Below are 24,037 nucleotides of genomic sequence, written 5' to 3'. Positions count from 1 at the left end.
AGCCGGCGCTTTTTTGTTAGCGCGGCACACTATCCGTAAGATTGCCGCGAATATCGAGCAATCGCGCACGCATATCTTTCAGTTCTTCCAATGGTTGGCCCAGCGCGCAGAAAATCTGTTCAGGGATACTTTCCGCAGCTTCACGCAATGCTCGGCCTTCATCTGTCAATGTGATGCGCACCTGACGCTCATCCTGCGGATCGCGGCGGCGCTTGATGCGGCCCGCCGTTTCAAGGCGCTTGAGGAGCGGCGTCAATGTGCCGGAATCAAGATTAAGCTTACCGCCAATTTCCGAGACCGTCTGATCGTCCTTTTCCCAGAGGACCAGCATGACCAGAAATTGTGGATAGGTGAGGTCGAGCTTGCTCAGGATTGGCTGATAGGCGCGCGTCAGTGCGTTCGCGGTCGAATAGATCGCGAAGCAGACCATATCTGATAGGTGCAAGTGGGAATCTTTGCGGTCGCTGTTCATGATCCACCTTCCTTATCTCGACTATAGGCTATGCACAATTGAATTGCGCGTCACATAATCGTGAAAATATATTTTGCAAAATTAGATTGCGAACAATTTAATTATTTGCAACTCTGTCGGCGGAGATAAGTTCACAAACAGGAGAAGTCATATGTCCATTCTCTATACCACACAGTCGACCGCAACCGGCGGACGGACCGGCAGTGCAAAGACCGCTGACGGACGTCTTAGTGTCGTTCTTGATACACCAAAGGAACTGGGCGGTTCAGGCGGTGAGGGTACCAATCCGGAACAGCTTTTTGCTTCCGGTTATGCGGCCTGCTTTCTTGGCGCACTGAAATTTGTGGCTTCCAAGGAGAAGGTTTCGATTTCAGCTGACAGCACCGTGACCGCAACTGTTGGCATCGGCCCGCGTGAAGATGGCACGGGCTTTGGCCTTGATGTTGCTCTTGAGGTTGACCTGCCGGGTGTTGACAAGGCCAAGGCCGAAGAGCTGGTCAATGCTGCACACATCGTCTGCCCGTATTCGCACGCAACCCGCGGCAACATTGATGTTCGGTTGAGCATAGCCTGATCTGAAGAAATAAAGGCGCCCGTCGGGGCGCCTTTTGTTTTGTGATATCCTGCATATTTTTAGCAGGAAGTTATTTCGATGGGTACTCTGCCGGAGATTGATAAGTTGCGTGCTACCTGTGCGAGAATGGAGCGACGATATCTTTTGAATCAAGCAGTCGATGCGCAGCCCTTATGGCCATCAAATTTTTGATCGAAGAAGGCGTTATAAAGTCAAAAGTTTAATGCGTTGATTTTATTGAGTGCAGCTTCCACTTGCCCACGTGGCTCTGCTGCCAGTGGCCGAATGGGACGCGGCGGTTCGATCTTTGCAAGGCCAAGAAGGTCAGCAATCACATACATGACGCGGAAGCTGCCGAAGATTTTGAACAGTTCCCATAGCGGCTCAAAAGCGGCATTGAGACGCTCTGCTTCTTTGTGATTGCCGCTTTGTGAAGCGCGTGCCACCGCCAACGATTGAACCGGCAATAGCCCGGCTGCGACGCTGTAGAAAGCGTCGGCCCCTGCGAGCAGGGCAGCCTTTGCGCCCCAATCGCCGCTGTAACCGATGGCGAAATCATCGGGCGTTGCTGCCCGCAACTTCGCGATTTCTGCAGCGTAATCATCATTGGCGGGCAACGGCATTTTAATCGCCTTGATATTTTTGACATGCGCCAGTCGCACGATCAGTTCATCACTGAACACGAATTTGGTGGTGCCGGGATTGTTATAGATGCAAAGCGGCAGCGCGGTTGTCTCAGCCACCGCTTGGAAGTGTTGGAAGACTTCTTCCGGGGTCAGTGGCGTATAGGATACCGGAGCAAGCAAAAGCCCGTCTGCGCCAGCATTTTCGGCATCACGTGCTAAGGCCTGCGCATCGTCAGTGCGCAGTGCACCCACGCCAACGATAATCGGCGTCTTGCCACCGATGCATTTAACGGCTGTCTGAACCGCGTGTTGCCGCTGTTCGCGTGTGAGAAAGGCATATCCGCCAGTGCTTCCGAGAAGGCCGATTGAATCTGCGCCTGCCGCGTGAATGCGCTCAAGGAAACGGCACAGCGTCTCCTCCATGAGGTTGCCTGCTGCATCAATGGGTGTGAGCGGGAAAGCGGAAAGGCCCTTGAAAAATTCCATATAGCGTCTCGTTTCTCAAACAGTTTCAGCGTGACAGAAGCAGACGGATACCGGCCAGACCAAAGACTGCTGCCAATATACCTTCGATCCAGCGACGAGCGCTGCGATACAAACGCACCATGGGTGCCGTTGAAAACACAATGGCGTAGCCGCAGAAAATTGTGATGCTAAGCACAATACAACCGCCAAGAAAAGCAACCAAATGTGACCATGACGAATTAGTACCAAGACCGAGTGTCACTAAGGCAATCCAGGACAAAATGGATTTGGGATTGGAGAGATGCAGCAGCAATCCACGCCGGTACAGTTCGCCGCCTGAGAGAAATGCCTCACCATTGGGCGCCCGGGTCGCGATTTTCGCATCCGATGTCATGGCGGCGCGTCCGGCGTTGAAGGCTAGATAGAGCAGATAAAGACCGCCGAAGATTTTAAGAATAATCAGTGCTTCCGCGAAGCGTGTGAGGATGGCCGAAACGCCAGTCGCAGCCATCAAGCCCCAGAAGATCGAGCCGGTCACAACACCTGCGGCGAACATAAGTCCCGCCTTTCGACCCTGATTCATGGCGACTCCCATAATGCGCATATTGCTTGGGCCGGGACTGCCGGCGGCAATGACATAGGTCGTGTAAACGAGGAGAAGCTGGTAGATGGCCGGGGACACGCTCATGATCGCTACTCTTATTGCTTTGCGAGAAGCTATATCATTCCCGCCAAGCAATATCTGTACGCGATTGTATCGAAATCTACGGAAAAAACGCCGAAATTGTCACCATTTTGGTCCGATGTGACAAAACGCAGCCATTCATCACGTCCGCGTTGCTCTAATCAGCATGCGCTTCGAGCGCTTCCATATCGTCATCTGAAAGGCCGAAATGGTGGCCAATTTCGTGAATGAGCACGTGGGTGATGATATCGCCGAGCGTTTCTTCGTGCTCAGACCAGTAGTCGAGAATGGCGCGACGGAAAAGTGTGATGCGGTTAGGGCTATCACCCGTTTGCAGGCTGAAACGCTCACCAATGCCCACACCTTCAAACAGGCCAAGGAGATCGAAAGGCGTTTCCAGCCCAAGGTCTTCGATGATCTGTTCTTCAGGGAAATCAGCGATCTGAATGATGATGTCACCGCAAAGCGCGCGGAATTCCTGCGGAAGATGCGCTAACGCTTCGATCGCAATGGATTCGACTTCATCAAGCGAGGGCGAGAGACGTCCCGCCCAGTCGCCGCTTTGATCTTCTCGGGCCATTTCAGCCAACCGGGTCCTATTCAATGATTCAGGCCGCCGGGCTCTCTGGCAATGAGCTTGTAATACTAAAAGCCATTATGCCCAGGGACGCTGTTGGGCGTTCTGTGCCTCAAACGTGTCGATGCTGGTTGCCTTTTCCATGGTCAGACCGATGTCATCGAGGCCATTGAGCAGGCAGTGACGCTTGAAGTCGTCGAGGTCGAAGGAAATCGTGCCACCATCGGGGCCGTGAATTTCCTTGGCGTCAAGGTCGATCGTCAGCGTTGCGTTGGCACCGCGCGATGCATCGTCCATCAGCTTGTCGAGATCTTCCTGGCTCACCTTGATCGGCAGAATGCCGTTCTTGAAGCAGTTGTTGTAGAAGATGTCGGCGAAAGAAGTCGATATTACGCAACGAATGCCGAAATCAAGCAGTGCCCATGGCGCATGTTCACGCGAAGAGCCACAACCAAAATTATCGCCTGCTACCAGAATCTGCGCATTGCGATAGCCAGGCTTGTTCAGCACGAAATCCGGGTTTTCGGTTCCGTCTTCGTTGAAGCGCATTTCAGCAAACAGACCCTTGCTCAGACCCGTGCGCTTGATCGTCTTCAGATAATCCTTAGGGATAATCATGTCCGTATCGATATTGACGATCGGCAGGGGGGCGGCAACGCCCGTGAGCTTGGTGAACTTATCCATATCTGGAGCCTGTCAGTTTGGTATTTGCAAATTTGAAGACTGGTTTACATCAGCATGACACAGAGTCAATGTTTCTGGCCACAAGTGCCCAATAGGTCGCAACCTAGAGCATGTCGCGTTTTATCGCCCCCATCGCTCTAGATTCATTTAATTGGCGCATGCTCGCGAACGCTAAATGAGCCATTTAACTGCAACATGCTTTGGCGGCCTGTTCTTGGAACGGGCCGCCATGTGTTTAAAGCTTGAGCGCAATACCACCAGCCTCGACACCTGTGAGGCGGCGCGACTTACCGTCAGCACCCACCACAACGGTAAAGCGTCTGCGCAGCATCGACAGGTTCGGTGAAACTGCGACATTGATCGCAGGTTCAAACTGCAGTGTAATGCGCCACAAGTCACGTTTGATCGTTTCTTCCACACCAACGATGCGCGCATCGAAAGGCGTAGTGTGGAACATGCCAGAGACACGTTGTCCAACGCGATAAGGCGCTGTGTCGTCCTGAGCAGGCGTCGCTGCTTCGTTTTCGTGGCTTGTGGCAGCAAGCGTATTCCAGTCACGCGTACCCGATTGGCGGGCGACGAGGTCGAGCGCCTTTCCGTGGCTGATGGTGATACCTTCTTCGCCTAAAGCCTGACGTAATCTACGGGCCTGATGCTTGAAGTCAGTCGTCATTTGCCCAGCAGTTGCTGTGGTCATTGTTTTCGCTCCTGATTGTGAGCGGCGTTTTCATGAACGGGTGCCCGCATTGCCGTTTCTGCCGTCACCGGAACAAAAACGAAATCCAGAATGCTTTACCATGGCCTAGGGCTGCGGACGGCAGGTGCATTCCAACCGATGGCTTGAAAATAGGCGGCCATGAGGCGGAATTCAAGCCCCATGAATGTGTGGGGATGGCGCTTGCACCTTGACGCCGTTCAGTGCACAAATTGTGTATGAAAACAATTGCTCGTCCGCGTCGTTCTGTATTGTTCGTGCCTGCTTCCAATAGCCGTGCGCTTGAAAAGTCACTGACGCTTGCAGCTGATTGTGTGATTTACGATCTGGAAGATTCCGTCGCGCCCGAAGCTAAAACGACTGCACGCGACGCGCTTGCTGCGCATTTTGCAGAGCATCCGAGGGCTGGTTTCGAACGGGTTGTGCGGGTCAATGCAGCCGATACTGAATGGGGCAAGGCTGACGTGGCTGCTGCGGCTAAAATCGGGGCTGATGCTGTGCTTCTGCCGAAGGTGGAACGACCGCAGGATGTTATCGATGCGGCGAACCGGCTTGATCGCAACGATGCGGATCTCGATGTGCGTGTATGGGCAATGATCGAGACGCCCCGTGGCATTCTCAATGCAGATGAAATTGCAGTTCTCGGACATCGTTCCGCAGCAAGGCTCGGCTGCTTTGTGGTTGGGCCGAACGATATTGCGCGGGCGACTGGTGTACGCCCGCAGGCCGGGCGGCCGTATCTTATCCCATGGCTCATGCAGATCATTCTCGCGGCACGCGCTGGCGGTATTGATGTGCTTGATGGCGTTTATAACGACTTTCGCGACAGCATTGGCTATGAAGCCGAGTGCATACAGGCGGCTTCAATGGGCTTCGACGGCAAGACGCTCATTCATCCTTCGCAAATTGAAGCGGCCAACCGGGCCTTTTCACCATCAGACGAAGATGTTGCGCATGCCCGCGCAGTGATTGCCGCCTTCGCGCAGCCAGAAAATGCGGATAAGGGCGTGGTGTCGCTGGACGGACAGATGGTCGAGCGCCTGCATCTCGAAATGGCTGAGCGTCTGCTCGCGAAATCCAATTCATAATCATGACAAAGGAAGAAAGACTATGAAGCTCTATCGTTTCATCACTGGCCCGGACGATTCTGCATTCTGCCACCGCGTTACCGCAGCGCTGAACAAGGGTTGGCAGCTTTACGGCTCCCCGACCTATGCATTCAACGCGGCAACGGGGGTTCTGCATTGCGGTCAGCCAGTGGTGAAAGAAGTCGACGGCGTCGATTACACGCCAGACATCAAGCTCGGCGAATATTGATGGCCGTCCGCCGCATCGTTTCCAATATAGCCGCTGATAATCTGTCGGCCGCGAAGCGTTTCTATGGAGACGTGCTGGAACTCGATGTGGTGATGGACCACGGCTGGATCGTGACCTATGCCGCCGATGCGGAAGCGCGGGTGCAGATCAGCTTTGCCACTGAAGGCGGATCGGGCACGCCAGTGCCCGATCTTTCCATCGAAGTCGATGATGTTGATGCAGTGCTTGAGCGGATGACTGCTGCTGGGTTTGCTGTCGAATATGGACCGAGTGATGAAGAATGGGACGTGCGCCGTTTCTTTGTGCGTGATCCTTACGGGCGCCTTGTGAACATTCTCAGCCATAAGAACTGAAACGGCCAGTTTCCCGGCGTTTCCATTGAAAATGCATGTCTTTATCCCAGAACCGGTGCTCACTTTTTGGAGACATGTTCCTAATTCAATCCACGTTTTTCAATCATCGCATCGGGTGTCGGCATCTTGCCGCGGAATGCTTTGTACAGCTCTTCTGGATCGCGGCTGCCACCAGCCGAATAGATATACTGTTTGAGCTTTGCCGCCAGTTCAGGGTTGAAAGCGTCTCCGGTTTCCTCAAATGCCGCGAATGCATCAGCATCCAGCACTTCTGACCACATGTAGGAATAGTAACCGGCTGAATAGCCATCACCGGAGAAGACGTGGGTGAAGTGCGGCGTGCGGTGGCGCATGATGATGGCATCGGGCATCGACAGCTTTTTCAGCGTTGCCGCCTCAAAAGCCAGCGGATCTGCGATCTTTTCATTGCCCGTATGGAAAGCCATATCAACAAGCGCTGACGAGGTGAACTCAACCGTGTTGAAGCCCGCATTGAAGGACCGCGCTGCAAGTACCTTGTCGAGCAAGGCCTTTGGCATGGCCTCACCGGTGCGATAATGCACGGCATATTTTTCCAATACGGCTGGCACCGTCAGCCAATGCTCATAAAGCTGCGACGGCAGTTCGACAAAGTCGCGCGAAACGGCAGTGCCGGATACTGCAGGCCAGGTCACATCAGACAGAAGCCCGTGCAGCGCATGGCCGAACTCATGAAACAGTGTTCGCGCATCATCCAGTGAAAGCAGGGCAGGTTCACCAGCCTTTGGCTTTGCAAAGTTCATCACATTGTAGATGAACGGCTTCTGTCCGGCATCAAGTTTATGGCTCGATTGCAATGCGCTCATCCAGGCACCAGAACGCTTGGAGGTACGGGCAAAATAATCGCCAAGGAAAAGGCCACGTTCGCTGCCATCGGCATTCAGCACCTGAAACACCCGCACATCGGGGTGCCAGGTGGTAATGCCTTTCTTCTCTTCAAAACGAATGCCGAAAAGACGGGTGGCAACATCAAAGCTTGCTTCGATGATTTTTTCGAGCTGCAAATATGGCTTTAATTCTGCTTCATCGAAAGCAAAACGCTCGGCGCGGAGCTTTTCGGCATAAAAACGCCAGTCCCATGGCGCAACCTTGTGGTTGCCGCCATTGGTCACAATCAGCCGCTCTAGCTCGATTTCTTCTTCGTGCGCTTTGGCGCGCGCCTTGTCCCAGACGGGCTCCAGCAGGTCCATAACGGCTTTCGGTGTCTTGGCCATGGTGTCGTCGAGCTTATAGGCTGCGAAGTTGGCGTAGCCGAGCAGATGCGCCTTGCGCTCGCGCAATTCCACCATCTCGCGCACGATCTCGCGATTGTCGGTATCGCCGCCGTTTTCGCCGCGCTTGCCCCACGCATTGAAGGCCTGTTCGCGTAGTTCGCGGTTTTCCGAGAAGGAAAGGAATGGCTCAACAATCGAGCGTGACAGCGTAACCGCCCATGCGTCGGGCTGACCACGTTCAGCGGCAGCACTCTGCATCGCGTTCTTCAGAAAATCCGGAAGCCCTGCAAGGTCGGCTTCATCGGTGATGAAGAGCGCCCAACTGGATTCATCCTTCAGCACGTTCTGGCCAAAGCGCGCACCAAGCCCGGCAAGCTTTTCATTGATGCCTGCCAGTTCCTTCTTGCCAACTTCGTCAAGCTTGGCACCAGAACGGACAAAACCTTTCCACGTCTTTTCCAGCACGCGCTTGGTTTCGACATCAAGATCAAGATGGTCGCGATTGTCATAGAGCGTATCGATGCGGGCAAACAGCGCCGGGTCCATCATGATGCGCGAGTAATGACGCGACATTTTTGGTGCGATTTCGCGTTCCAGCGTCTGGATATCGTCGTTGCTATGCGCGCCAGCACGCATCCAGAAAATCGAAGATACACGGTCAAGCGATTTGCCGGTCAGTTGCAGAGCCTTGAGGGTATTTTCAATGGTTGCATCGACAGTTGCGTTGGCAATAGCCTCGACTTCGGCAAGATCTTCCGCAAGTGCTACATCAAAAGCCGGTGCGAAATCATCATCCTTGAATGCGGCGAAATCCGGCAGCCCCAGAGGTCCATTCCATTCGGTCAGTGCGTGATTGTAGGTGGGCTTGGCGGACATGAGAAAACTCCGGATCAAATGAATTCGATATGCACCAGACTTAGGAGTTCAGTGTCGTTGGGGCAAGGGTATGTCCCAAGCTTTCGGTCTGCAGATGAGCCTTTGCTTGACCGTACCCCATACAGATAATAGGGATGAAAGACATCCTGCTCCAATGAAAACGCGAGCGCTTATAAATTCCTCGAAGATTAGGCTTTCTGGTTGCGGTTTTTCGCGCTGTCGGGCCGAGAGCGATTGTTGCAATCCATGAATGTGGCGCCTGATCCTCGCAGTGCTCAAAACGCACAACCCGTGATGAGCGAATTGAGGGTCGGCGTTATCGGCGGTCTTCTGGCTGCATTGGGTCTGATGTCGATGGCGCTTTATACGCCCGCCATGACTGAAATCGTCCATGCATTCGGCACAACCGAAGCGCTGGTCAAGCTCACCATATCGGTCTATCTCGCGGGCTTCTGCTTTTCGCAGCTTGTCTGCGGGCCGCTATCCGATGGTTTTGGACGCAGGCCCATCACCATCGCTTTTATGATGATTTATCTGGCCGCAAGCATCATGGCCTTGTTCTCGACCACCATCGATATGCTGTTGGTGGCACGGTTCCTGCAAGGCGTGGGAGCGGCTGTCGGGGTCACGATTTCACGCGCAATCGTGCGCGATATTTTCACCCATGACGCATCGGCTCGCGTGATGAATCTCATCGGCATTGTGATTGCTGTGGGGCCCGCTGTCGCGCCGACACTGGGTGGTTTTACGATGGAATTTTTCGGCTGGCAGGCGATTTTCATCGTGATGGTCTGTCTGGGCATCCTGGTTGTCCTGATGGCGATCTTTATCATCAAGGAAACGGTCATTCGCGATCTTAGCCGCATTAGACCGAAGGAATTGCTGCGCTCTTACCGCACATTGCTGACCAGCCGCCAGTTCATTTATGCGAGCCTTGGGGTGGGCGGCACGACAGGCGGGCTTTATACGGCGGCGACCATTCTGCCCTTCATTCTGATGGGGCGCGTGGGCATGACGGCTACGCAATTTGGCATGGGACTTCTTCTGCAAACGAGTTGCTACTTTGCGGGCAGCCTGCTGTTTCGGCGGTTGATGCGGGTCTATCAGCCGCGCCAGCTTACAGCAGCAGGATATGTGGCTATGGTCATTGCCAGTATTCTTATCGCAACGTTGCTGCGCATTTTCGAGCCGTCCTATTTGCTTGTCATGCTGCCGATGGCGCTCTTTGCTTTTGGCGTTGCACTGGTGATGCCTGTAATGACATCAGCGGGCATGGCACCGTTTCCCAAAATGGCGGGTGCCGCGTCAGCAATGATGGGCTTCTTTCAAATGGGCGGCGGGCTCGCGGGTGGTGCAATCGCAGCTCTTATGGGTGATCCGGTGATTGCTTTTGCAACGCTGATCCCAGCTCTTGGTTTCATCGCTGCGATTGCTTTCGTGTTGTGGTTACGTTTGCAGCAGGCAAGCTGAAACGAGCATGAAAAAGCTTTCATCATTGCTTGCCGGGGGCTTGACTTTGAGGGCTGTCGGGGGCACATCACACTCGCAGCCGCATTTATCTGGCCGCATTTCAACCGGAGCTTTATTCTCTTATGCCAAGCGACAGTCACAGTCGATTGTTTCAGCCGTCAAGGCAGTTCGTGATCTGATCGCTTGAGGTCGGCTTGCACGGTCTGTCTTTGACGGCGGATCGACAGAAAGGCAAGCCCTTATGACCGACAACAACTTCGTCTCTGAAGTGCTCAATGTTGCCGACCTCCCTGCTGCAGCAATTGCCAGCCGCATCGCCGATATTCGTACAGGCGACGCGGTCGAGATCGTCAATGAACTGGATGCCGATGATGCGGTCGCAGTTATCGCCCAGCTTTCGCACGAAGATGCCATCCGACTGCTTGATCAGCCGGAACTGGAACGTGCAACCGAAATTCTGGCCACCCTTCCACCCAACATTGCTAGCCAGTTGCTGGATGGAATGTCGGCTGACCGCGCTACTGACGTCTTTCAAGAACTCGAAGATGCCGACCGCGCAAGCTTGTTTCCTATTCTCGCGCCAGAAACCAAGGCCGCGCTGAAAAAGCTGATGGGCTATCCGCCAAACACGGCTGGTAGCTTGATGACCATCGAATTCATCACTGTGCCTTCGAATTGGAATGTCGGGCAGACGCTCGATCATATCCGTAAGGTCGAGCGCACGCGTGAGACGGTTTACGCGATCTATGTGGTTGATCCGCAAAGCCGGGTTCTGATGGGTGTCGTCAGTTTGCGTCGTCTTATCATTCGCGAGCTGGACGAGCCTATCCTGTCGCTCGCTCGCGATGATGATCCAATCACGATCTCGCCGCATGCGGATCGCGAGGATGTGGCGCGCCTGTTCCGTAAACACGATCTGCTTGCTGTTCCTGTTGTCGATGACAGCCGCCACATCATCGGCATTGTCACTGTCGATGATGTGCTGGATGCCATGACAGAAGAAGCAAGCGAAGACGCTTATCGTTTCGGCGGTATGGAAGCGCTCGACAAGCCTTATATGCGTATCGGCTTTGGCGAGATGCTGAAGAAGCGCGCCGGCTGGCTCGGCATTCTGTTCCTGGGAGAAATGCTAACCGCAAGTGCCATGCAGCATTTTGAACTGGAGCTGGAAAAAGCACTCGTTCTGACACTGTTTATTCCATTGATCATGTCTTCAGGCGGTAATTCCGGCTCGCAGGCAACTTCACTGATCATCCGCGCGCTTGCACTTCAGGAAGTCAGGCTGAAGGACTGGTGGCGGGTAGCAATCCGCGAAGTGCCGACTGGTCTGGCGCTGGGCAGTTTTCTGGGCTTGATTGGTATGGTGCGTATTGCGCTATGGCAAAAGCTCGGCATTTACGATTACGGCGAACACTGGATTCTGGTGGGCGCAACTGTCGGTATGGCGCTGGTCTGCATCGTGACATTCGGCTCTGTAACGGGGTCAATGCTGCCATTCATTCTCAAACGACTTGGCTTTGATCCAGCTAGCGCATCGGCACCCTTTGTTGCCACTTTGGTCGATGTGACGGGCCTGGTGATCTATTTCAGTGTCGCGCTGGTCATTCTTTCCGGAACGCTTTTATGAGTTTCAGGCATGTGGCGAAAAAGTGGCAACCGGTTTTTCGATAACGACACGCCAAAGAAATTCAAAAAACTGTCAGAATTGCAGTGTAAAAAAGCAAATAAATCCGGCCTTTTCGGGTTAATTGAGGGGCAGTTTCGCGCTGCCCCTTTCTAAAACGCAAAAAAACCTGTAAGAGCGCCCCATTGATTTTCCGTGCATCTATCTTGGCGCGGCTCCCAACTCATATAGAAGTGATCTCCATATGGAATTGCGTAATATCGCTATTATCGCACACGTCGATCATGGCAAAACCACACTGGTCGACGAACTGCTGAAGCAGTCCGGCTCTTTCCGTGACAATCAGCGCGTTGCCGAACGCATGATGGACTCCAACGATATCGAGCGTGAGCGCGGGATCACGATTCTTGCAAAGGCGACCTCTGTTGTTTGGAAGAACACCCGTATCAACATCGTCGACACGCCAGGCCACGCCGACTTTGGCGGTGAAGTTGAGCGTATCCTTTCGATGGTGGATGGCGCTATCGTTCTCGTTGACGCTGCTGAAGGCCCAATGCCACAGACGAAGTTCGTTGTTGGTAAGGCGCTCAAGGTTGGCTTGCGTCCGATCGTTGCGATCAACAAGATCGACCGTCCGGATGGTCGTCATGAAGAAGTCATCAACGAAGTGTTCGACCTCTTCGCAAATCTTGATGCGACTGACGAACAGCTCGACTTCCCGGTTCTTTACGGTTCAGGCCGCAATGGCTGGATGGCGCTGAACCCGGAAGGTCCGCAGGACGAAGGTCTTGCTCCTTTGTTCGATCTGGTTCTTAAGCACGTTCCGCAGCCTAAGGTCGCCGAAGGCCCGTTCAGCATGATCGGTACGATCCTCGAAGCTGATCCGTTCCTCGGACGCATCATCACCGGTCGTATTCATTCGGGCTCAATCAAGTCCAACCAGGCCGTCAAGGTTCTCGGTCAGGACGGCTCGCTTCTGGAAACCGGTCGTATTTCCAAGATCCTCGCGTTCCGTGGTATCGAGCGTCAGGCGATTGATGAAGCCCATGCAGGCGACATCGTTGCAATTGCCGGTCTTTCCAAGGGTACGGTTGCTGACACGTTCTGCGATCCATCCGTAAGCGTGCCGCTTGAAGCACAGCCAATCGATCCGCCAACAGTGACCATGTCCTTTATCGTCAATGACAGCCCTTATGCTGGCACCGAAGGCGACAAGGTAACGAGCCGCGTTATCCGCGATCGTCTGCTGAAAGAAGCCGAAGGCAATGTTGCGCTCAAGATCGAAGAATCAAGCGAGAAGGATTCCTTCTTCGTTTCCGGTCGTGGCGAATTGCAGCTTGCTGTTCTGATCGAAAACATGCGCCGTGAAGGCTTCGAACTTGGCGTTTCGCGTCCGCGCGTCGTCATGAAAGAAGGCGAAAACGGCGAAATGCTAGAGCCGGTAGAAGAAGTCGTCATCGACGTTGATGAAGAATATTCTGGTACCGTTGTTCAGAAGATGTCCGAGCGCAAGGCCGAAATGGTCGAGCTGCGTCCTTCGGGCGGCAATCGCGTTCGTATGGTCTTCTACGCACCGACCCGTGGTCTTATCGGCTATCAGTCGGAACTTCTGACCGATACACGCGGTACGGCGATCATGAACCGCCTGTTCCATGATTATCAGCCATACAAGGGTGAAATCTCGGGCCGTAACAATGGCGTTCTGATTTCCAACGATCAGGGTGAAGCCGTTGCTTACGCGCTCTTCAACCTTGAAGATCGTGGTCCGATGATCATTGACGCTGGCGTCAAGGTTTATCAGGGCATGCTGATCGGCATCCACAGCCGCGATAACGATCTTGAAGTCAACGTATTGAAGGGCAAGAAGCTTACGAACGTTCGTGCCTCGGGCAAGGACGAAGCCGTGAAGCTGACGCCGCCGATCCGTATGACGCTGGAACGCGCTCTGTCTTGGATTCAGGATGACGAACTCGTCGAAGTGACACCGAAGTCGATCCGTCTTCGTAAGCTCTATCTCGATCCAAATGAGCGCAAGCGCTTTGAAAAGAGCGGTAAGTCGAGCGTTGCTTGATCCGCTTTAATTCTGCAAAAGAACGGCGCCTTTAGGCGCCGTTTTTGTTTCTAATTTTAAGTAAATTCGAGGATGGAATGAGTGGGCAATATATTAGGTAAATATAATATAAATTAGTTTTCTAATTTTATTTGCGTATTTGTGTTTTTTGTTGTTCCTTTTGATGGGTAAGGCAAAGTATTCCCCATTTATAGGAAATGCGACCCATGTGTTTAGCCTGCAATCCTGGACTGATAGCTGTATTTAAGCATACCACTTCACGACGCGACTTCCTTAAGTACATGGGCGGTGCTGCTGTTTCAGCCTTTGCTGCAACCGCCGTGGAACCAGCTATGGCCAAGGGCAACCTGTCGAGCGCCAATGCCCCGGCTGATGTGATCTTTCGTCGTGGAACCATTCTCACGCTCAATGGTGAAACACCGAAGGCCGAGGCAATCGCTGTACGTGGAAACCGTATCCTTGCAGTCGGCACGACAGATCATGTCGATAAGTTTCGCGATAAAACCACCCGTATCGTAGAACTGGATGGCAGAACGCTGATGCCGGGTCTAATCGATCCGCATATGCATTCGGTCTTTGTCGTCATGGACGACTGGATCGATGTCAGCCCTATCACCACGCCAACATTCGAACAGGTCTGGAGCACGCTACGCAGTGGCGTCAGCAAGGCCAGTGAAGGCGAATGGGTGCGGGCCAAGCAATTCGATCCAAGCATCACCAAGGGGGCGCATGTTCCGACATTGGCGGAGTTGGATGAGCTGGCACCGAACAATCCATTTTTCATGATGGAGAGCAATGGTCACATCGCTTATGCCAATAGCAAGGCCTTTGCACTTATAGGTATCTCCGATTCGACACCGAATCCTGCTGAGGCGCGCTACGTCAGAACACCTGCTGGCCAGTTGAGCGGTCGCCTTGAAGAGCCGCCTGCATTCAATGCCTTCATTGAGAAGATGCCTCTGCCAACGGCTGCTGACGTTTCGACCAGCATCCGACGTATGCTCGATAAGGCCGCATCGGTTGGCTGCACATCACTGCATGACTGCGGCGTAGGAATGATGGCACCGGCTGAGCATCTGGCATTGCTGGATCAGGTAATGTCACAGAACCCGCCGATCCGATATCGCGGCATGCTGGTCTCAACCGCGATGGACCAGTGGGAGAAAATGAACATCAAGCCGGGACGTGGCAGCGATCTCTATCGTTATGACGGTATCAAGGCCTGGGCGGACGGTTCCAATCAGGCACGCACCGGCTATCAGCGCGAAAACTATCTCGGAACCGATGATCGTGGCGCGATGAATTACACGCCTGAACAGCTGACCGCTACGATCCGCCGGGCGCATCAGGGCGGCTGGCAGGTCGGTGTTCACGCCAATGGCGATGCCGCGATCGATGCGACGATTGCGGCCTACGAAACTGTGTTGAAGGAAACGCCACGCGACGATCATCGTCATCGTATTGAGCATTGCAGCATCTTCCATCAGGAGCAGATGCAAAAGGCAAAGGAGCTGGGGCTGCAGCCGTCATTTCTCATCGGACATGTGCGTTGGTGGGGCAAGGCGTTCCGCGATGAAATTCTAGGGCCTGATCGCGCAAAATTCTACGATCCTTGCGCAACCGCACTGGCCGAAGGCTTGCGTATCTCTTTCCACTCCGATTGGAACGTGACGCCGATTGAACCGCTGCGCTATGTCGAGGACGCTGTTGCACGTGTCATGAATGACGGTGGTGAAGTGTTCTTTCCGGATGAACGTATCCCGGTCGAGCAGGCGCTGCGCGGTGTAACCATTGATGCAGCCTATCACTGCAGAATGGATGATATCGTCGGAAGTCTCGAAGAAGGCAAATGTGCCGATTTTGCAATTCTTGAGGAAGATCCGACAACGGTTGACCCGACAAAGATCAGCAAGATTAAAGTCAGTGAAACCTGGATGGATGGTCAGAAGCGCTTTAGCGCATAATATCGACGTCGCAAATAAAATGGGCGGCTGCAATTTGCAGCCGCCCATTTTATTATCTTTCGCCGCGGCGATAAGGCTGCATCAGCGCCTGTGGTACGCGTGCACGGCGTGCCATGACGATAAGCGCCACGATTGACATGATATATGGGATCATCAGGAAGAGCTGATATGGCACGGCCTTGCCATAAACCGTTTGTAAGCGCAGCTGGAACGCATCGAAGAGCGCGAAGAGCAATGCACCCAGAAGTGCGCGCGCTGGCTTCCACGAGGCAAATACGACGAGTGCAATGCATACCCAGCCGCGACCCTGCATCATGGTTGGGAAGAACGAGTTGAATGCAGAGAGTGTGAGGAACGCGCCACCCACGGCCATCAGGGCACTACCGAACATGATCGTGAAAATACGAACCCGGATCGGATTGATGCCTTGCGCTTCGGCAGCATGTGGATTTTCGCCGGTCATGCGGATAGCAAGGCCGAGCGGCGTGCGAAACAGCACATAGCCAAGCAGGAGCGCCAGCGGAATAGCAAGCCAGGTGAGCGCGGTCTGTGTGCCAAAAACCTGTCCGATAAACGGAATATCTGCAAGCCAGGACGGATTAACCGGCTGGAATGGTGTAATCGTCGGTGGGGTCGAAGAAAGGGGCACCAGAAGACGGAACAGAAAATAGCTGAGGCTCGATGCAAAAAGCGTGATGCCCAAGCCTACCACATGCTGCGACAGACCAAGCGGGACGGTGAGCGCTGCATGAAGAAGGCCGAACAACGCGCCGGAAGCCGCAGCGGCAAGCACACCCACCCAAAGGTCCGCACCATTATAGACAGTCAGCCAGCCGATCATCGCGCCAAAGGTCATGATACCTTCGATGCCGAGATTGAGAACGCCAGCGCGTTCGCAATAAAGCGCACCGAGCGTGCCGAAAATCAGTGGCGTTGCGATGCGCAGCACTGAAACCCAAAGGCCAGCGGAAAGCAGGATATCCATCAACTCGTTCATCGGGCGATCCTGTATTGGGTGAAGAACAATGCGACCAGCATGGCGAGCAGCGAAAGGGCGACGGTGACGTCGGCAATGAAGCTAGGAATGCCGATAGCACGGCTCATCCCATCAGCACCGACGAACATGGCGGCAGCAAAGAGTGCCGAAAAGATCGCGCCGATAGGGTTGAGATTAGCAAGCATGGCGACAATGATACCTGAATAGCCAAAGCCTGGCGACAGATCGGTCGTCACATAGCCCTTCACGCCCATCACCTGAATTGCGCCTGCAAGCCCTGCAAGACCACCAGAAATGCAGGCGACTTTCACCAGTGTTTTTCCAAGTGGCACACCAGCAAACCGCGCCGCGCGTGGATTAAGACCGGCGGCCTTGGTTTCAAGGCCAAAGACAGTACGCTTCTGCACATAGGCAATGATGAGTGCGAGCGCGATGGCGATCACGATGCCGATATGTAGGCGCATGCCTGTCATGATTTTCGGCAGCACGGCTGCATCGGGAACTGGTTCTGACTGCGGCCAGCCAAAGGCAAGCGGGTCTTTCATCGGTCCTTCGATCATCATCGAGACGAACAATACGGCGATGAAGTTCAGCAGCAGCGTAGTCACGACTTCATCGACACCGAAACGCAGGCGAAACCCAAGCGGGATCAGCAGAAAGATCATGCCCGCAATCGCGCCAACGATCAGCAAAAGCGGAATGAGCAAGGGGGCTGGAAGCTGCAATTGCGTACCGAACGCGACCACTGCAAGAGCGCCCATATAAAATTGGCCTTCCGCACCGATATTCCAGAGCTTGGATCGGAAAGCGACAGCTGCAGCGAGGCCGGTCAGCATCAAAGGCGTGGCGCGCGTCAATGTTTCAGTGATCGAGAGCTTGTTGCCGAATGCTCCAATGGCGATCTGGCGAAAAGATTCGAACACTGGTGCGCCAGCACAGGCAATCAACAGGCCAGCAAGCACGAAAGCAACCAGAACCGCGATAACCGGAGCGGTTGCCACCAAAGCCACGGGCCGTGTCTCGCGTCGTTCAATACGCATCAGTTGAGCCCCTTTGCTTGATTGAGCATAATCTTATCCGAAAACCGCTTCACACTTTTCGGGATCATGCTTTGCTCCACTCACCGGCCATCATCAGGCCCAGTCTTTGCGCATTGGCTTCTTCCGCATCAATCGGTGGTGAGAGTCGGCCTTTGACGATAGCCTGTACGCGATCGGCAAGTCCGATAATTTCGTCGAGATCTTCCGAGATCAGCAGCACGGCAGCACCCTTGGCGCGGGCTTCCAGAATGCGGGCATGGATGGCTGCGACGGCGCCCTCATCGAGCCCGCGTGTCGGCTGTGCGGCAATGAGGATGCGCGGCGCAGTTTCAAGATTGCGGCCCAAAATGAGCTTCTGCATATTGCCGCCGGAAAGCAGGCGAATGCGACTGTCAGGTGTTCCGCCGCGCACATCGAAATCCTTGATAATGCGGTCGGTAAATTCACGCGCAGCCGTTCGGTTGACCAGAAGCCCACTGGAGAACTGTGGATCACGCACGCGTTCAAGCACGGCATTTTCCCAAAGTGTGAGATCGCCGATTGCGCCTTCCGCATTGCGATCTTCCGGGATGCGGCCCACACCGTCCGCCACAAACTGCCGTGGATCGAACTTTTCGACCGGTTGCCCAAACATCACGAGGGTGCCCTTGGAAGGTTGACTGAGCCCCGAAACCAGACGCCCAAGCGCTGCCTGTCCATTACCGGAAACGCCGATGATGCCAAGTGTTTCGCCAGCGCGCAGGTGAAAATCGAGGTCGGTCAGGCGCGTTGCGCCGTCTTCCAAGACGGTAACAGTTTTAGCTTCAAGCAATGTTTCGCCTGGTGTTGCAGCGGCGCGCAAAGGGCGGGAAACACGGCGACCGACCATCAGTTCGGCCAGTTCTTCCTTGGATGTTTCCGTGGCCTTGCGTTCAGCCACGAGCTTGCCACCGCGCAGCACCACGACGCGGTCAGCGGCCGACATGACTTCATGCAGCTTGTGCGAAATGAAAATCAGTGACAGGCCCTGACGCGCCATCTCTTTAAGCGTCGCAAACAGACCCTCCGCTTCCTGCGTGGTCAGAACGGCGGTCGGCTCATCGAGGATGAGAATGTCGGCGTCGTTATAAAGCGCCTTGAGAATTTCCACCCGCTGCTGTTCGCCAACCGATAGGTCGCCAAGCCGCGCATCGGGATCGACCTGCAAGCCAAAGCGCTTTGCAATTTGGGCGATCTTGGCATGAGCCGCGCCTTGCGACGATTTCAGCTTCCAGAGGCTTTCGGTGCCGGTGATGATGTTTTCAAGCACTGTGAGGTTCGGTGCAAGTGTGAAATGCTGGTGTACCATGCCAACGCCCGCATCGATTGCAGCGCGTGGCTTGCCCTGTGGGATTTCGATACCTTTGACGAAAACGCGGCCTTCATCGGGCACATAATGACCGAAGAGAATGTTCATCAGCGTGGTCTTGCCAGCGCCATTTTCGCCGAGGAAAGCGAGGATTTCGCCGCGTTCAAGCTTTAGTGAAATATCGTCATTGGCGGTTAATGCGCCAAAGCGCTTGGTTATGTTTTGCAATTCAAGAACTGTTGTGGTCATGTGTTTAACCCCGCAACGGGAAATTTGTGCTGCCAGCGATGGTCCTCTTCCATCACCTCGCCAAGGTTCAAGAGAAGATTGTCCGCTCCCATTCGTCCAATCAACTGAATTGCAAGTGGCATACCATCCGCATCCGTTCCAAAAGGCATCGAAAGCGCCGGGAAGCCGGAAATATTGGCCAGTGCCGCATAAGGCGCAAAGGCGTTCATCTTATGCCAATGCGCATCCACATCGTCGTGATCCATTGGATATGAGCCGATTGGCTGCGGCGCACGCGCCAGCATGGGTGTGATGAGCACATCGATATCGTGGAAAATCTGCCAAAGTTGATAGGCGGTCATCACGCCACCATTCATGGCGTCGTAGAGTGCGACAGCGCTCATCTTGCGACCGCGTGAAGCCACCGCACGCGTCAGCCGTTCTAGCTTGTCTTCATCAATCGAAAATGCATCAATTGCCGCTGCCAGATTGGCAGAAATGATCCTGTCGAAGGCGATGGCGCTGGCATCAATAAATGGTGCGAGCGTTTCCGCGTCGATGTTACGGATCACATGGCCTTGAGCTTCGATGAAACGTGCGGCGTCAGCAACCACTTGTCTGCGTTCAGTCGTCACCGGATATTTGGCAAGATCTCCTGAAATGATGCCGATACGCAATTTTTGAGGCATGGCTCCTGATGTGAGTGCCACATCGGGAATGAAGCTTTCGCAATTTCCGGCCACGAATGGGAACAGCGTTTTTGCATCGCGAATCGAGCGGCAAAGGGCGAACTCGCTTGCTATACCTGCAAGATAATTGCCGAAATGCGGACCCGCAGGCATGGCACCACGACTTGGCTTGAGCCCGATAAGTCCGCATGTGGCGGCCGGAACGCGAATCGAGCCAGCTGCATCTGTTGCATGGGCTATCGAAACGATGCCTGCAGCAACGGCTGCTGCTGCACCACCGGAGGAACCGGCAGGGGACAGTGCCTCATCGAAAGGATGACGTGCGACAGGCCCGTCTATTGGCTCGCTTGAAAGCGCCATGCCAAACTCGGGCACTGTGGTCGTTCCGAAGAAATTGAGCCCGGCTTTGCGCAGTCGTACTGCCAGTTCTGAATCAAGCTCCGGCGATACATTCATACAGGCACGTGAGCCGAGACGGATCGGCAAACCGGCGCAAGGTCCGCCCAAATCTTTGAACAGTGATGGCACACCAGCGAAGGAGGCTTTCTCCGGATTGATATCGACGGCGGTCGCATTGCGACGCCCAAGTTCTGCATCGAGATATGTAATGGCGCCCAGAGGGCGCCATATTTCTGCGGCTTCAATGGCAGCATTCATGGCCTCTTGCGCAGTCAAAACGCCTTTCGCGATCGCATTGGCGAGCGCCGTTGCATCCTGTTGCTTCATGTCGAGTGCCACTTCTGCTGCCCTGAATGTTTATTACTTAGGCTCAGCCGGATTTGGCTCGATCTTGAAAGTGCCAGCTTTGATCTCGGCGCGGCGCGCTTCCATCTTGGCTTCGACTTCTGCAGGAGCTGCGCCCTTGACGTAAACGATATCGTTGCCGCCTTCTTTCATGAGGCTAAACGGGGTGTAATCCTTGCCGGTTGGCGTTCCTGCCTTCACATCAGCAATGGCCGCGTTGAGGATCGGGCGGAAATACCACATCGCATTGGCGAAAACGGTGTCTGGATAACGGGGCGTGTAGTCGATCAGCGAGCCAATTGCCTTGATGCCACGTTCCTTGGCTGCGTCTGCTGTACCGATACGTTCGCCAAACAGAATGTCTGCACCCGCGTCGATCTGGGCGAGACCAGCTTCGCGTGCCTTCGGCGGGTCGAAGAATGTGCCGATGAACGAGGCATTGAACTTCGCATCCGGGCGTGTTTCTTTGACGCCATCCTGGAATGCGTTGATGAGCATGTTGACTTCCGGGATAGGCACAGCGCCAACTGAACCGAATGTGCCCGACTTGCTCATGCCGCCTGCCAGCATGCCAGCGAGGTAGGCTGCTTCAAAATTCCACGTGCCAAACACGCCGAAATTATCGCCCTGTGCCTTTCCGGACGAACCCATGATAAAGGTGGTCTGCGGATAATCGCCTGCAACCTGACGCGCCTCGCGTTCAACGGCATAGGATTCACCGACGATCAGCTTGATGCCTTGTTCGGCATATTCGCGCATCGCGCGGGGATAATCGCTGGCCGAAACGCCTTCCGAGAAAACATACTCGATGACGCCTTCGTCATGAGCCTGCTTGAGCGCTTCGTGAAGACGCGAGTTCCACGCGTTTTCGACCGGCGAAGCGTGAATGCCAGCTACTTTGAGCTTCTCGTCTGCAGCAAAAACGCGCGTCGAAATTGCGGTCGCACCGAGAGCCGCAGACATCGCAAGAATGTCGCGGCGAGTGAATTTTGATGTTCTGTTCATGAGAACCCCTCTTGAGTGTTTTCAGCGCGCCGGAAAGTGCAGCCGGTTGCTTCGTTTTGTGTGAGTAGATTGACTGAGCAACGGTTCATATCTTTGCTCAATCTGCCTCGAATTCAAGCGAATTAGCTTGCGGCCTGAAAATTAGGCATGGGTTTTCCGCCGCGACTGTTCCGGTTCTTTTATCCAGCGACATGTCGGATAGGTCGAAACTCTTGATATTGTTAGCCGATGGGCGCGTATTCCGCACCGTCAACCGAAGACGGACGGCCTTCGAGGTTGAGAGTGCTGATCCGTTGTGGGGTCTCGGCGATGATCTTGCCGCGCTTGACCACCGTCAGGCGGTTGGCCTTAAGGCGCAGCGCTTCCAGCGGGTCGCGTGCCTGAAGCACCACGAAATCTGCATTGCAGCCTTTTTCAAGGCCGTAGCCTTCGAGGCCAAGCGCCTTCGCTGAATTGACAGTGAGAGAATTGAAGACCTGCTTCTTGCCTTCAATTGATGTCATCTGCGCCACATGAACGGCCATGTGTCCGACTTCGAGCATGTCACCAGAACCCATTGAATACCAAGGGTCCATAACGCAGTCGTGGCCGAAGGCGACATTCACGCCTGCCGCGATCAGTTCCGGTACACGGGTCATGCCACGACGCTTCGGATAAGTGTCGGCGCGACCCTGCAACGTGATGTTGATCAGCGGGTTCGGAATAGCGTTCATCTGAGCTTCCGCAATCAGCGGAATGAGCTTGGAGACGTAATAATTGTCCATGGAATGCATGGAAGTGAGGTGCGAGCCGGATACGCGGCCCTGAAGACCGAAACGCATTGTCTGCGCCGCCAGCGTCTCGACATGGCGTGACATTGGATCGTCGGTCTCATCGCAGTGGATATCAACGGGCAGGCCACGTTCGGCAGCAATGCGGCAGAGTTCTTCAAGTGATGCTGCGCCATCGGCCATGGTACGTTCAAAATGCGGAATACCACCCACAACATCAAGGCCCATATCGAGTGAACGATTGACCAGATCAACCGCACCCGGCGAGCGGTAATAGCCGTCCTGCGGGAAAGCCACGAGCTGGAGGTCGATATAAGGCTTCACCTTTTCGCGCACTTCGATCATCGCGGCGGCAGTGAGCAGACGCGGATCGCTAACATCGACATGGCTGCGGATGGCGAGCAAACCTTGGCTGACCGCCAGATCGCAATAGCGCAAAGCGCGCTCGACCATGGCTTCAACGGTTAGCATGGGCTTCAATTCGCCCCAAAGCGCGATGCCTTCCAGTAGCGTGCCAGAACGATTGAGGCGTGGCAGACCGAGCGACAAGGTCGCGTCCATATGGAAATGCGGATCGACGAAAGGTGGCGTCACCAGACGGTTGGAAGCATCAATTTCCTTGGCTGCCTGATGCTCGCCTTTTGATCGTACGATATCGGCAATCTTGCCGTCCTTGACGAGAATGTCTTGCTTTTCACGTCCGTCGGGAAGATTGGCGTTTCTCACAATCAATTCGAACATCGGCGGACCTTTCATATTATCGGCAGGGGTGAGCGGCAGGCAGGAAGTGCGGCTCATTTTTCATTGCCTTATACCCAAGTTTGCATGTGTGCAATGCTAACGCGGGCATAAGGGGTCGTCATCCGCAACGTAAAATGCTAGGCCCCCGAAATACCTTTTGCAGGAAAGCCATGTTCACCATCAGCCGCATTGAAACTGTCACGCAGGAGATCAAGAAGAGCCGGTTTCTGGCCATTGCTGCACCCGTGGCGAATGAGCAGGCTGCGAAGGATTTTCTGACTGAGCATTCCGATCTTGCCGCGAACCATAATTGCTGGGCCTGGCGCATCGGGCAGAATTATCGCTTCAGCGATGATGGAGAGCCGAGTGGTACGGCGGGTAAACCCATTCTGCAAGCGATTGATGGGCAACAGCTTGATAATATTGCTGTGGTCGTAACGCGTTGGTTCGGGGGCATACTGCTGGGCAGCGGCGGTTTGATGCGGGCTTATGGCGGTACGGCTGCGATGTGCCTGCGGCAAGCCGAGAAAACTGAAGTGATCCCGGTGATCGGCTTCGCGCTGGCTTGCGATTTTTCAGATCACGCACTCCTCAAGGCTCGCCTGACCGCAGTCGAGCACGTCACGATTGCGAACGAAAATTTCACAGGAACCGGTGTGGAAATGATGGGCGCCATGCCGCTCGTTGTTCACGGGGAACTGGCCCAGCTCGTCACCGATCTCACGCGTGGCAAGACGGTCATCAAGTTTGATGATGAGAGCATTTGAGCC

22 protein-coding genes are annotated in these 24,037 nt (G+C 54.4%); 9 read left to right on the top strand and 13 right to left on the bottom strand.

Features of this window, described 5'->3' with window-relative positions:
* Positions 1-16: 16 nt before the first annotated feature.
* Positions 17-472: a MarR family winged helix-turn-helix transcriptional regulator gene (locus QBD00_RS11750; protein ID WP_151091114.1), complete on the bottom strand. Its 456-nt coding sequence runs from the start codon at positions 470-472 to the stop codon at positions 17-19.
* A 151-nt stretch (positions 473-623) separates the two neighbouring features.
* Here QBD00_RS11750 and QBD00_RS11745 point away from each other — a divergent pair, with 151 nt between their 5' ends.
* Positions 624-1,046 (top strand): organic hydroperoxide resistance protein, encoded by a 423-nt coding sequence (locus tag QBD00_RS11745; protein ID WP_264231602.1) that lies wholly within the window; start codon positions 624-626, stop codon positions 1,044-1,046.
* A gap of 212 nt (positions 1,047-1,258) precedes the next feature.
* Here QBD00_RS11745 and QBD00_RS11740 read toward each other — a convergent pair whose 3' ends face one another.
* From QBD00_RS11740 to QBD00_RS11720, 5 genes are all read right to left on the bottom strand, one after another.
* Positions 1,259-2,158, bottom strand: a complete 900-nt coding sequence (locus tag QBD00_RS11740; RefSeq protein ID WP_318579571.1) for a dihydrodipicolinate synthase family protein — start codon at positions 2,156-2,158, stop codon at positions 1,259-1,261.
* 25 nt (positions 2,159-2,183) lie between these two features.
* Entirely contained in the window at positions 2,184-2,825 is a 642-nt protein-coding gene (locus tag QBD00_RS11735) for a LysE family translocator (protein WP_318579570.1), read from the bottom strand.
* Between the two features lie 154 nt (positions 2,826-2,979).
* Positions 2,980-3,402 carry a metallopeptidase family protein gene (locus QBD00_RS11730; RefSeq protein WP_095445036.1) on the bottom strand — a complete coding sequence of 141 codons (423 nt, stop codon included), beginning with the start codon at positions 3,400-3,402 and terminating at the stop codon, positions 2,980-2,982.
* A gap of 75 nt (positions 3,403-3,477) precedes the next feature.
* Positions 3,478-4,083: a 3-isopropylmalate dehydratase small subunit gene (gene leuD / locus QBD00_RS11725; RefSeq protein WP_095445035.1), complete on the bottom strand. Its 606-nt coding sequence runs from the start codon at positions 4,081-4,083 to the stop codon at positions 3,478-3,480.
* 235 nt (positions 4,084-4,318) lie between these two features.
* Positions 4,319-4,780, bottom strand: coding sequence for a glyoxalase superfamily protein (locus tag QBD00_RS11720; protein WP_151091111.1), 462 nt, complete (start codon positions 4,778-4,780; stop codon positions 4,319-4,321).
* Positions 4,781-5,016: 236 nt separating this feature from the next.
* On the opposite strand from QBD00_RS11720, the gene QBD00_RS11715 reads away from it, so the two are divergent.
* The 3 genes from QBD00_RS11715 to QBD00_RS11705 are packed head-to-tail and all read left to right on the top strand — an operon-like array spanning position 5,017 to position 6,468.
* Positions 5,017-5,886: a CoA ester lyase gene (locus QBD00_RS11715; RefSeq protein ID WP_318579569.1), complete on the top strand. Its 870-nt coding sequence runs from the start codon at positions 5,017-5,019 to the stop codon at positions 5,884-5,886.
* Positions 5,887-5,908: 22 nt separating this feature from the next.
* Positions 5,909-6,115: a DUF1737 domain-containing protein gene (locus QBD00_RS11710; RefSeq protein ID WP_007877777.1), complete on the top strand. Its 207-nt coding sequence runs from the start codon at positions 5,909-5,911 to the stop codon at positions 6,113-6,115.
* Positions 6,115-6,468 carry a VOC family protein gene (locus QBD00_RS11705; RefSeq protein WP_151091109.1) on the top strand — a complete coding sequence of 118 codons (354 nt, stop codon included), beginning with the start codon at positions 6,115-6,117 and terminating at the stop codon, positions 6,466-6,468. Before QBD00_RS11710 ends, QBD00_RS11705 begins: the two co-directional genes overlap by 1 nt.
* Positions 6,469-6,548: 80 nt before the next feature.
* On the opposite strand, the gene QBD00_RS11700 is transcribed toward QBD00_RS11705, so the two are convergent.
* Positions 6,549-8,597: a M3 family metallopeptidase gene (locus QBD00_RS11700; RefSeq protein WP_318579568.1), complete on the bottom strand. Its 2,049-nt coding sequence runs from the start codon at positions 8,595-8,597 to the stop codon at positions 6,549-6,551.
* A 294-nt stretch (positions 8,598-8,891) separates the two neighbouring features.
* On the opposite strand from QBD00_RS11700, the gene QBD00_RS11695 reads away from it, so the two are divergent.
* The 4 genes from QBD00_RS11695 to QBD00_RS11680 all read left to right on the top strand — a co-directional run bounded on the left by QBD00_RS11695 (position 8,892) and on the right by QBD00_RS11680 (position 15,726).
* On the top strand, positions 8,892-10,067 hold the full coding sequence (locus QBD00_RS11695) for a multidrug effflux MFS transporter (RefSeq protein ID WP_318579567.1): 1,176 nt from the start codon (positions 8,892-8,894) through the stop codon (positions 10,065-10,067).
* Between the two features lie 241 nt (positions 10,068-10,308).
* Entirely contained in the window at positions 10,309-11,694 is a 1,386-nt protein-coding gene (gene mgtE, locus QBD00_RS11690) for a magnesium transporter (protein ID WP_151091106.1), read from the top strand.
* 241 nt (positions 11,695-11,935) lie between these two features.
* A complete protein-coding gene (gene typA, locus QBD00_RS11685) occupies positions 11,936-13,762 on the top strand; it encodes a translational GTPase TypA (protein WP_318579566.1) in 1,827 nt (608 codons plus the stop codon).
* A 206-nt stretch (positions 13,763-13,968) separates the two neighbouring features.
* On the top strand, positions 13,969-15,726 hold the full coding sequence (locus QBD00_RS11680; RefSeq protein ID WP_412535013.1) for an amidohydrolase: 1,758 nt from the start codon (positions 13,969-13,971) through the stop codon (positions 15,724-15,726).
* Between the two features lie 52 nt (positions 15,727-15,778).
* Here the strand turns inward: QBD00_RS11680 and QBD00_RS11675 are convergent, their stop codons facing one another.
* From QBD00_RS11675 to QBD00_RS11650, 6 genes are all read right to left on the bottom strand, one after another.
* The gene (locus QBD00_RS11675) at positions 15,779-16,723 is read right to left on the bottom strand and encodes an ABC transporter permease (protein ID WP_151091103.1); all 945 of its coding nucleotides are present in this window, start codon (positions 16,721-16,723) and stop codon (positions 15,779-15,781) included.
* A complete protein-coding gene (locus QBD00_RS11670; protein WP_151091102.1) occupies positions 16,720-17,763 on the bottom strand; it encodes an ABC transporter permease in 1,044 nt (347 codons plus the stop codon). Before QBD00_RS11670 ends, QBD00_RS11675 begins: the two co-directional genes overlap by 4 nt.
* 64 nt (positions 17,764-17,827) lie before the next feature.
* Entirely contained in the window at positions 17,828-19,339 is a 1,512-nt protein-coding gene (locus tag QBD00_RS11665; protein ID WP_318579564.1) for an ABC transporter ATP-binding protein, read from the bottom strand.
* Entirely contained in the window at positions 19,336-20,733 is a 1,398-nt protein-coding gene (locus tag QBD00_RS11660) for an amidase (RefSeq protein ID WP_318579563.1), read from the bottom strand. The genes QBD00_RS11665 and QBD00_RS11660 overlap by 4 nt, the downstream gene beginning before the upstream one ends.
* Positions 20,734-20,766: 33 nt before the next feature.
* On the bottom strand, positions 20,767-21,756 hold the full coding sequence (locus QBD00_RS11655; RefSeq protein ID WP_264231612.1) for a BMP family protein: 990 nt from the start codon (positions 21,754-21,756) through the stop codon (positions 20,767-20,769).
* Between the two features lie 221 nt (positions 21,757-21,977).
* Positions 21,978-23,267, bottom strand: coding sequence for an amidohydrolase family protein (locus QBD00_RS11650; RefSeq protein WP_318579663.1), 1,290 nt, complete (start codon positions 23,265-23,267; stop codon positions 21,978-21,980).
* A 170-nt stretch (positions 23,268-23,437) separates the two neighbouring features.
* Here QBD00_RS11650 and QBD00_RS11645 point away from each other — a divergent pair, with 170 nt between their 5' ends.
* Positions 23,438-24,034 (top strand): YigZ family protein, encoded by a 597-nt coding sequence (locus QBD00_RS11645; RefSeq protein ID WP_318579562.1) that lies wholly within the window; start codon positions 23,438-23,440, stop codon positions 24,032-24,034.
* The last annotated feature ends 3 nt before the right edge of the window (positions 24,035-24,037 follow it).

It is taken from the genome of Ochrobactrum sp. AN78, from assembly GCF_029909885.1.
GTDB classification, from domain to species: domain Bacteria; phylum Pseudomonadota; class Alphaproteobacteria; order Rhizobiales; family Rhizobiaceae; genus Brucella; species Brucella quorumnocens.
Note: the sequence above shows the minus strand (reverse complement) of the source record. Positions and strands in the feature narration are given on the sequence as shown.

Excerpts from the sequence above, each read along its gene's own strand:
- QBD00_RS11750 (WP_151091114.1), bottom strand. The coding sequence starts at position 472 with ATGAACAGCGACCGCAAAGATTCCCACTTGCACCTATCAGATATGGTC.
- QBD00_RS11745 (WP_264231602.1), top strand. The coding sequence starts at position 624 with ATGTCCATTCTCTATACCACACAGTCGACCGCAACCGGCGGACGGACC.
- QBD00_RS11740 (WP_318579571.1), bottom strand. The coding sequence starts at position 2,158 with ATGGAATTTTTCAAGGGCCTTTCCGCTTTCCCGCTCACACCCATTGAT.
- QBD00_RS11735 (WP_318579570.1), bottom strand. The coding sequence starts at position 2,825 with ATGAGCGTGTCCCCGGCCATCTACCAGCTTCTCCTCGTTTACACGACC.
- QBD00_RS11730 (WP_095445036.1), bottom strand. The coding sequence starts at position 3,402 with ATGGCCCGAGAAGATCAAAGCGGCGACTGGGCGGGACGTCTCTCGCCC.
- leuD (WP_095445035.1), bottom strand. The coding sequence starts at position 4,083 with ATGGATAAGTTCACCAAGCTCACGGGCGTTGCCGCCCCCCTGCCGATC.
- QBD00_RS11720 (WP_151091111.1), bottom strand. The coding sequence starts at position 4,780 with ATGACCACAGCAACTGCTGGGCAAATGACGACTGACTTCAAGCATCAG.
- QBD00_RS11715 (WP_318579569.1), top strand. The coding sequence starts at position 5,017 with ATGAAAACAATTGCTCGTCCGCGTCGTTCTGTATTGTTCGTGCCTGCT.
- QBD00_RS11710 (WP_007877777.1), top strand. The coding sequence starts at position 5,909 with ATGAAGCTCTATCGTTTCATCACTGGCCCGGACGATTCTGCATTCTGC.
- QBD00_RS11705 (WP_151091109.1), top strand. The coding sequence starts at position 6,115 with ATGGCCGTCCGCCGCATCGTTTCCAATATAGCCGCTGATAATCTGTCG.
- QBD00_RS11700 (WP_318579568.1), bottom strand. The coding sequence starts at position 8,597 with ATGTCCGCCAAGCCCACCTACAATCACGCACTGACCGAATGGAATGGA.
- QBD00_RS11695 (WP_318579567.1), top strand. The coding sequence starts at position 8,892 with ATGAGCGAATTGAGGGTCGGCGTTATCGGCGGTCTTCTGGCTGCATTG.
- mgtE (WP_151091106.1), top strand. The coding sequence starts at position 10,309 with ATGACCGACAACAACTTCGTCTCTGAAGTGCTCAATGTTGCCGACCTC.
- typA (WP_318579566.1), top strand. The coding sequence starts at position 11,936 with ATGGAATTGCGTAATATCGCTATTATCGCACACGTCGATCATGGCAAA.
- QBD00_RS11680 (WP_412535013.1), top strand. The coding sequence starts at position 13,969 with ATGTGTTTAGCCTGCAATCCTGGACTGATAGCTGTATTTAAGCATACC.
- QBD00_RS11675 (WP_151091103.1), bottom strand. The coding sequence starts at position 16,723 with ATGAACGAGTTGATGGATATCCTGCTTTCCGCTGGCCTTTGGGTTTCA.
- QBD00_RS11670 (WP_151091102.1), bottom strand. The coding sequence starts at position 17,763 with ATGCGTATTGAACGACGCGAGACACGGCCCGTGGCTTTGGTGGCAACC.
- QBD00_RS11665 (WP_318579564.1), bottom strand. The coding sequence starts at position 19,339 with ATGACCACAACAGTTCTTGAATTGCAAAACATAACCAAGCGCTTTGGC.
- QBD00_RS11660 (WP_318579563.1), bottom strand. The coding sequence starts at position 20,733 with ATGAAGCAACAGGATGCAACGGCGCTCGCCAATGCGATCGCGAAAGGC.
- QBD00_RS11655 (WP_264231612.1), bottom strand. The coding sequence starts at position 21,756 with ATGAACAGAACATCAAAATTCACTCGCCGCGACATTCTTGCGATGTCT.
- QBD00_RS11650 (WP_318579663.1), bottom strand. The coding sequence starts at position 23,267 with ATGTTCGAATTGATTGTGAGAAACGCCAATCTTCCCGACGGACGTGAA.
- QBD00_RS11645 (WP_318579562.1), top strand. The coding sequence starts at position 23,438 with ATGTTCACCATCAGCCGCATTGAAACTGTCACGCAGGAGATCAAGAAG.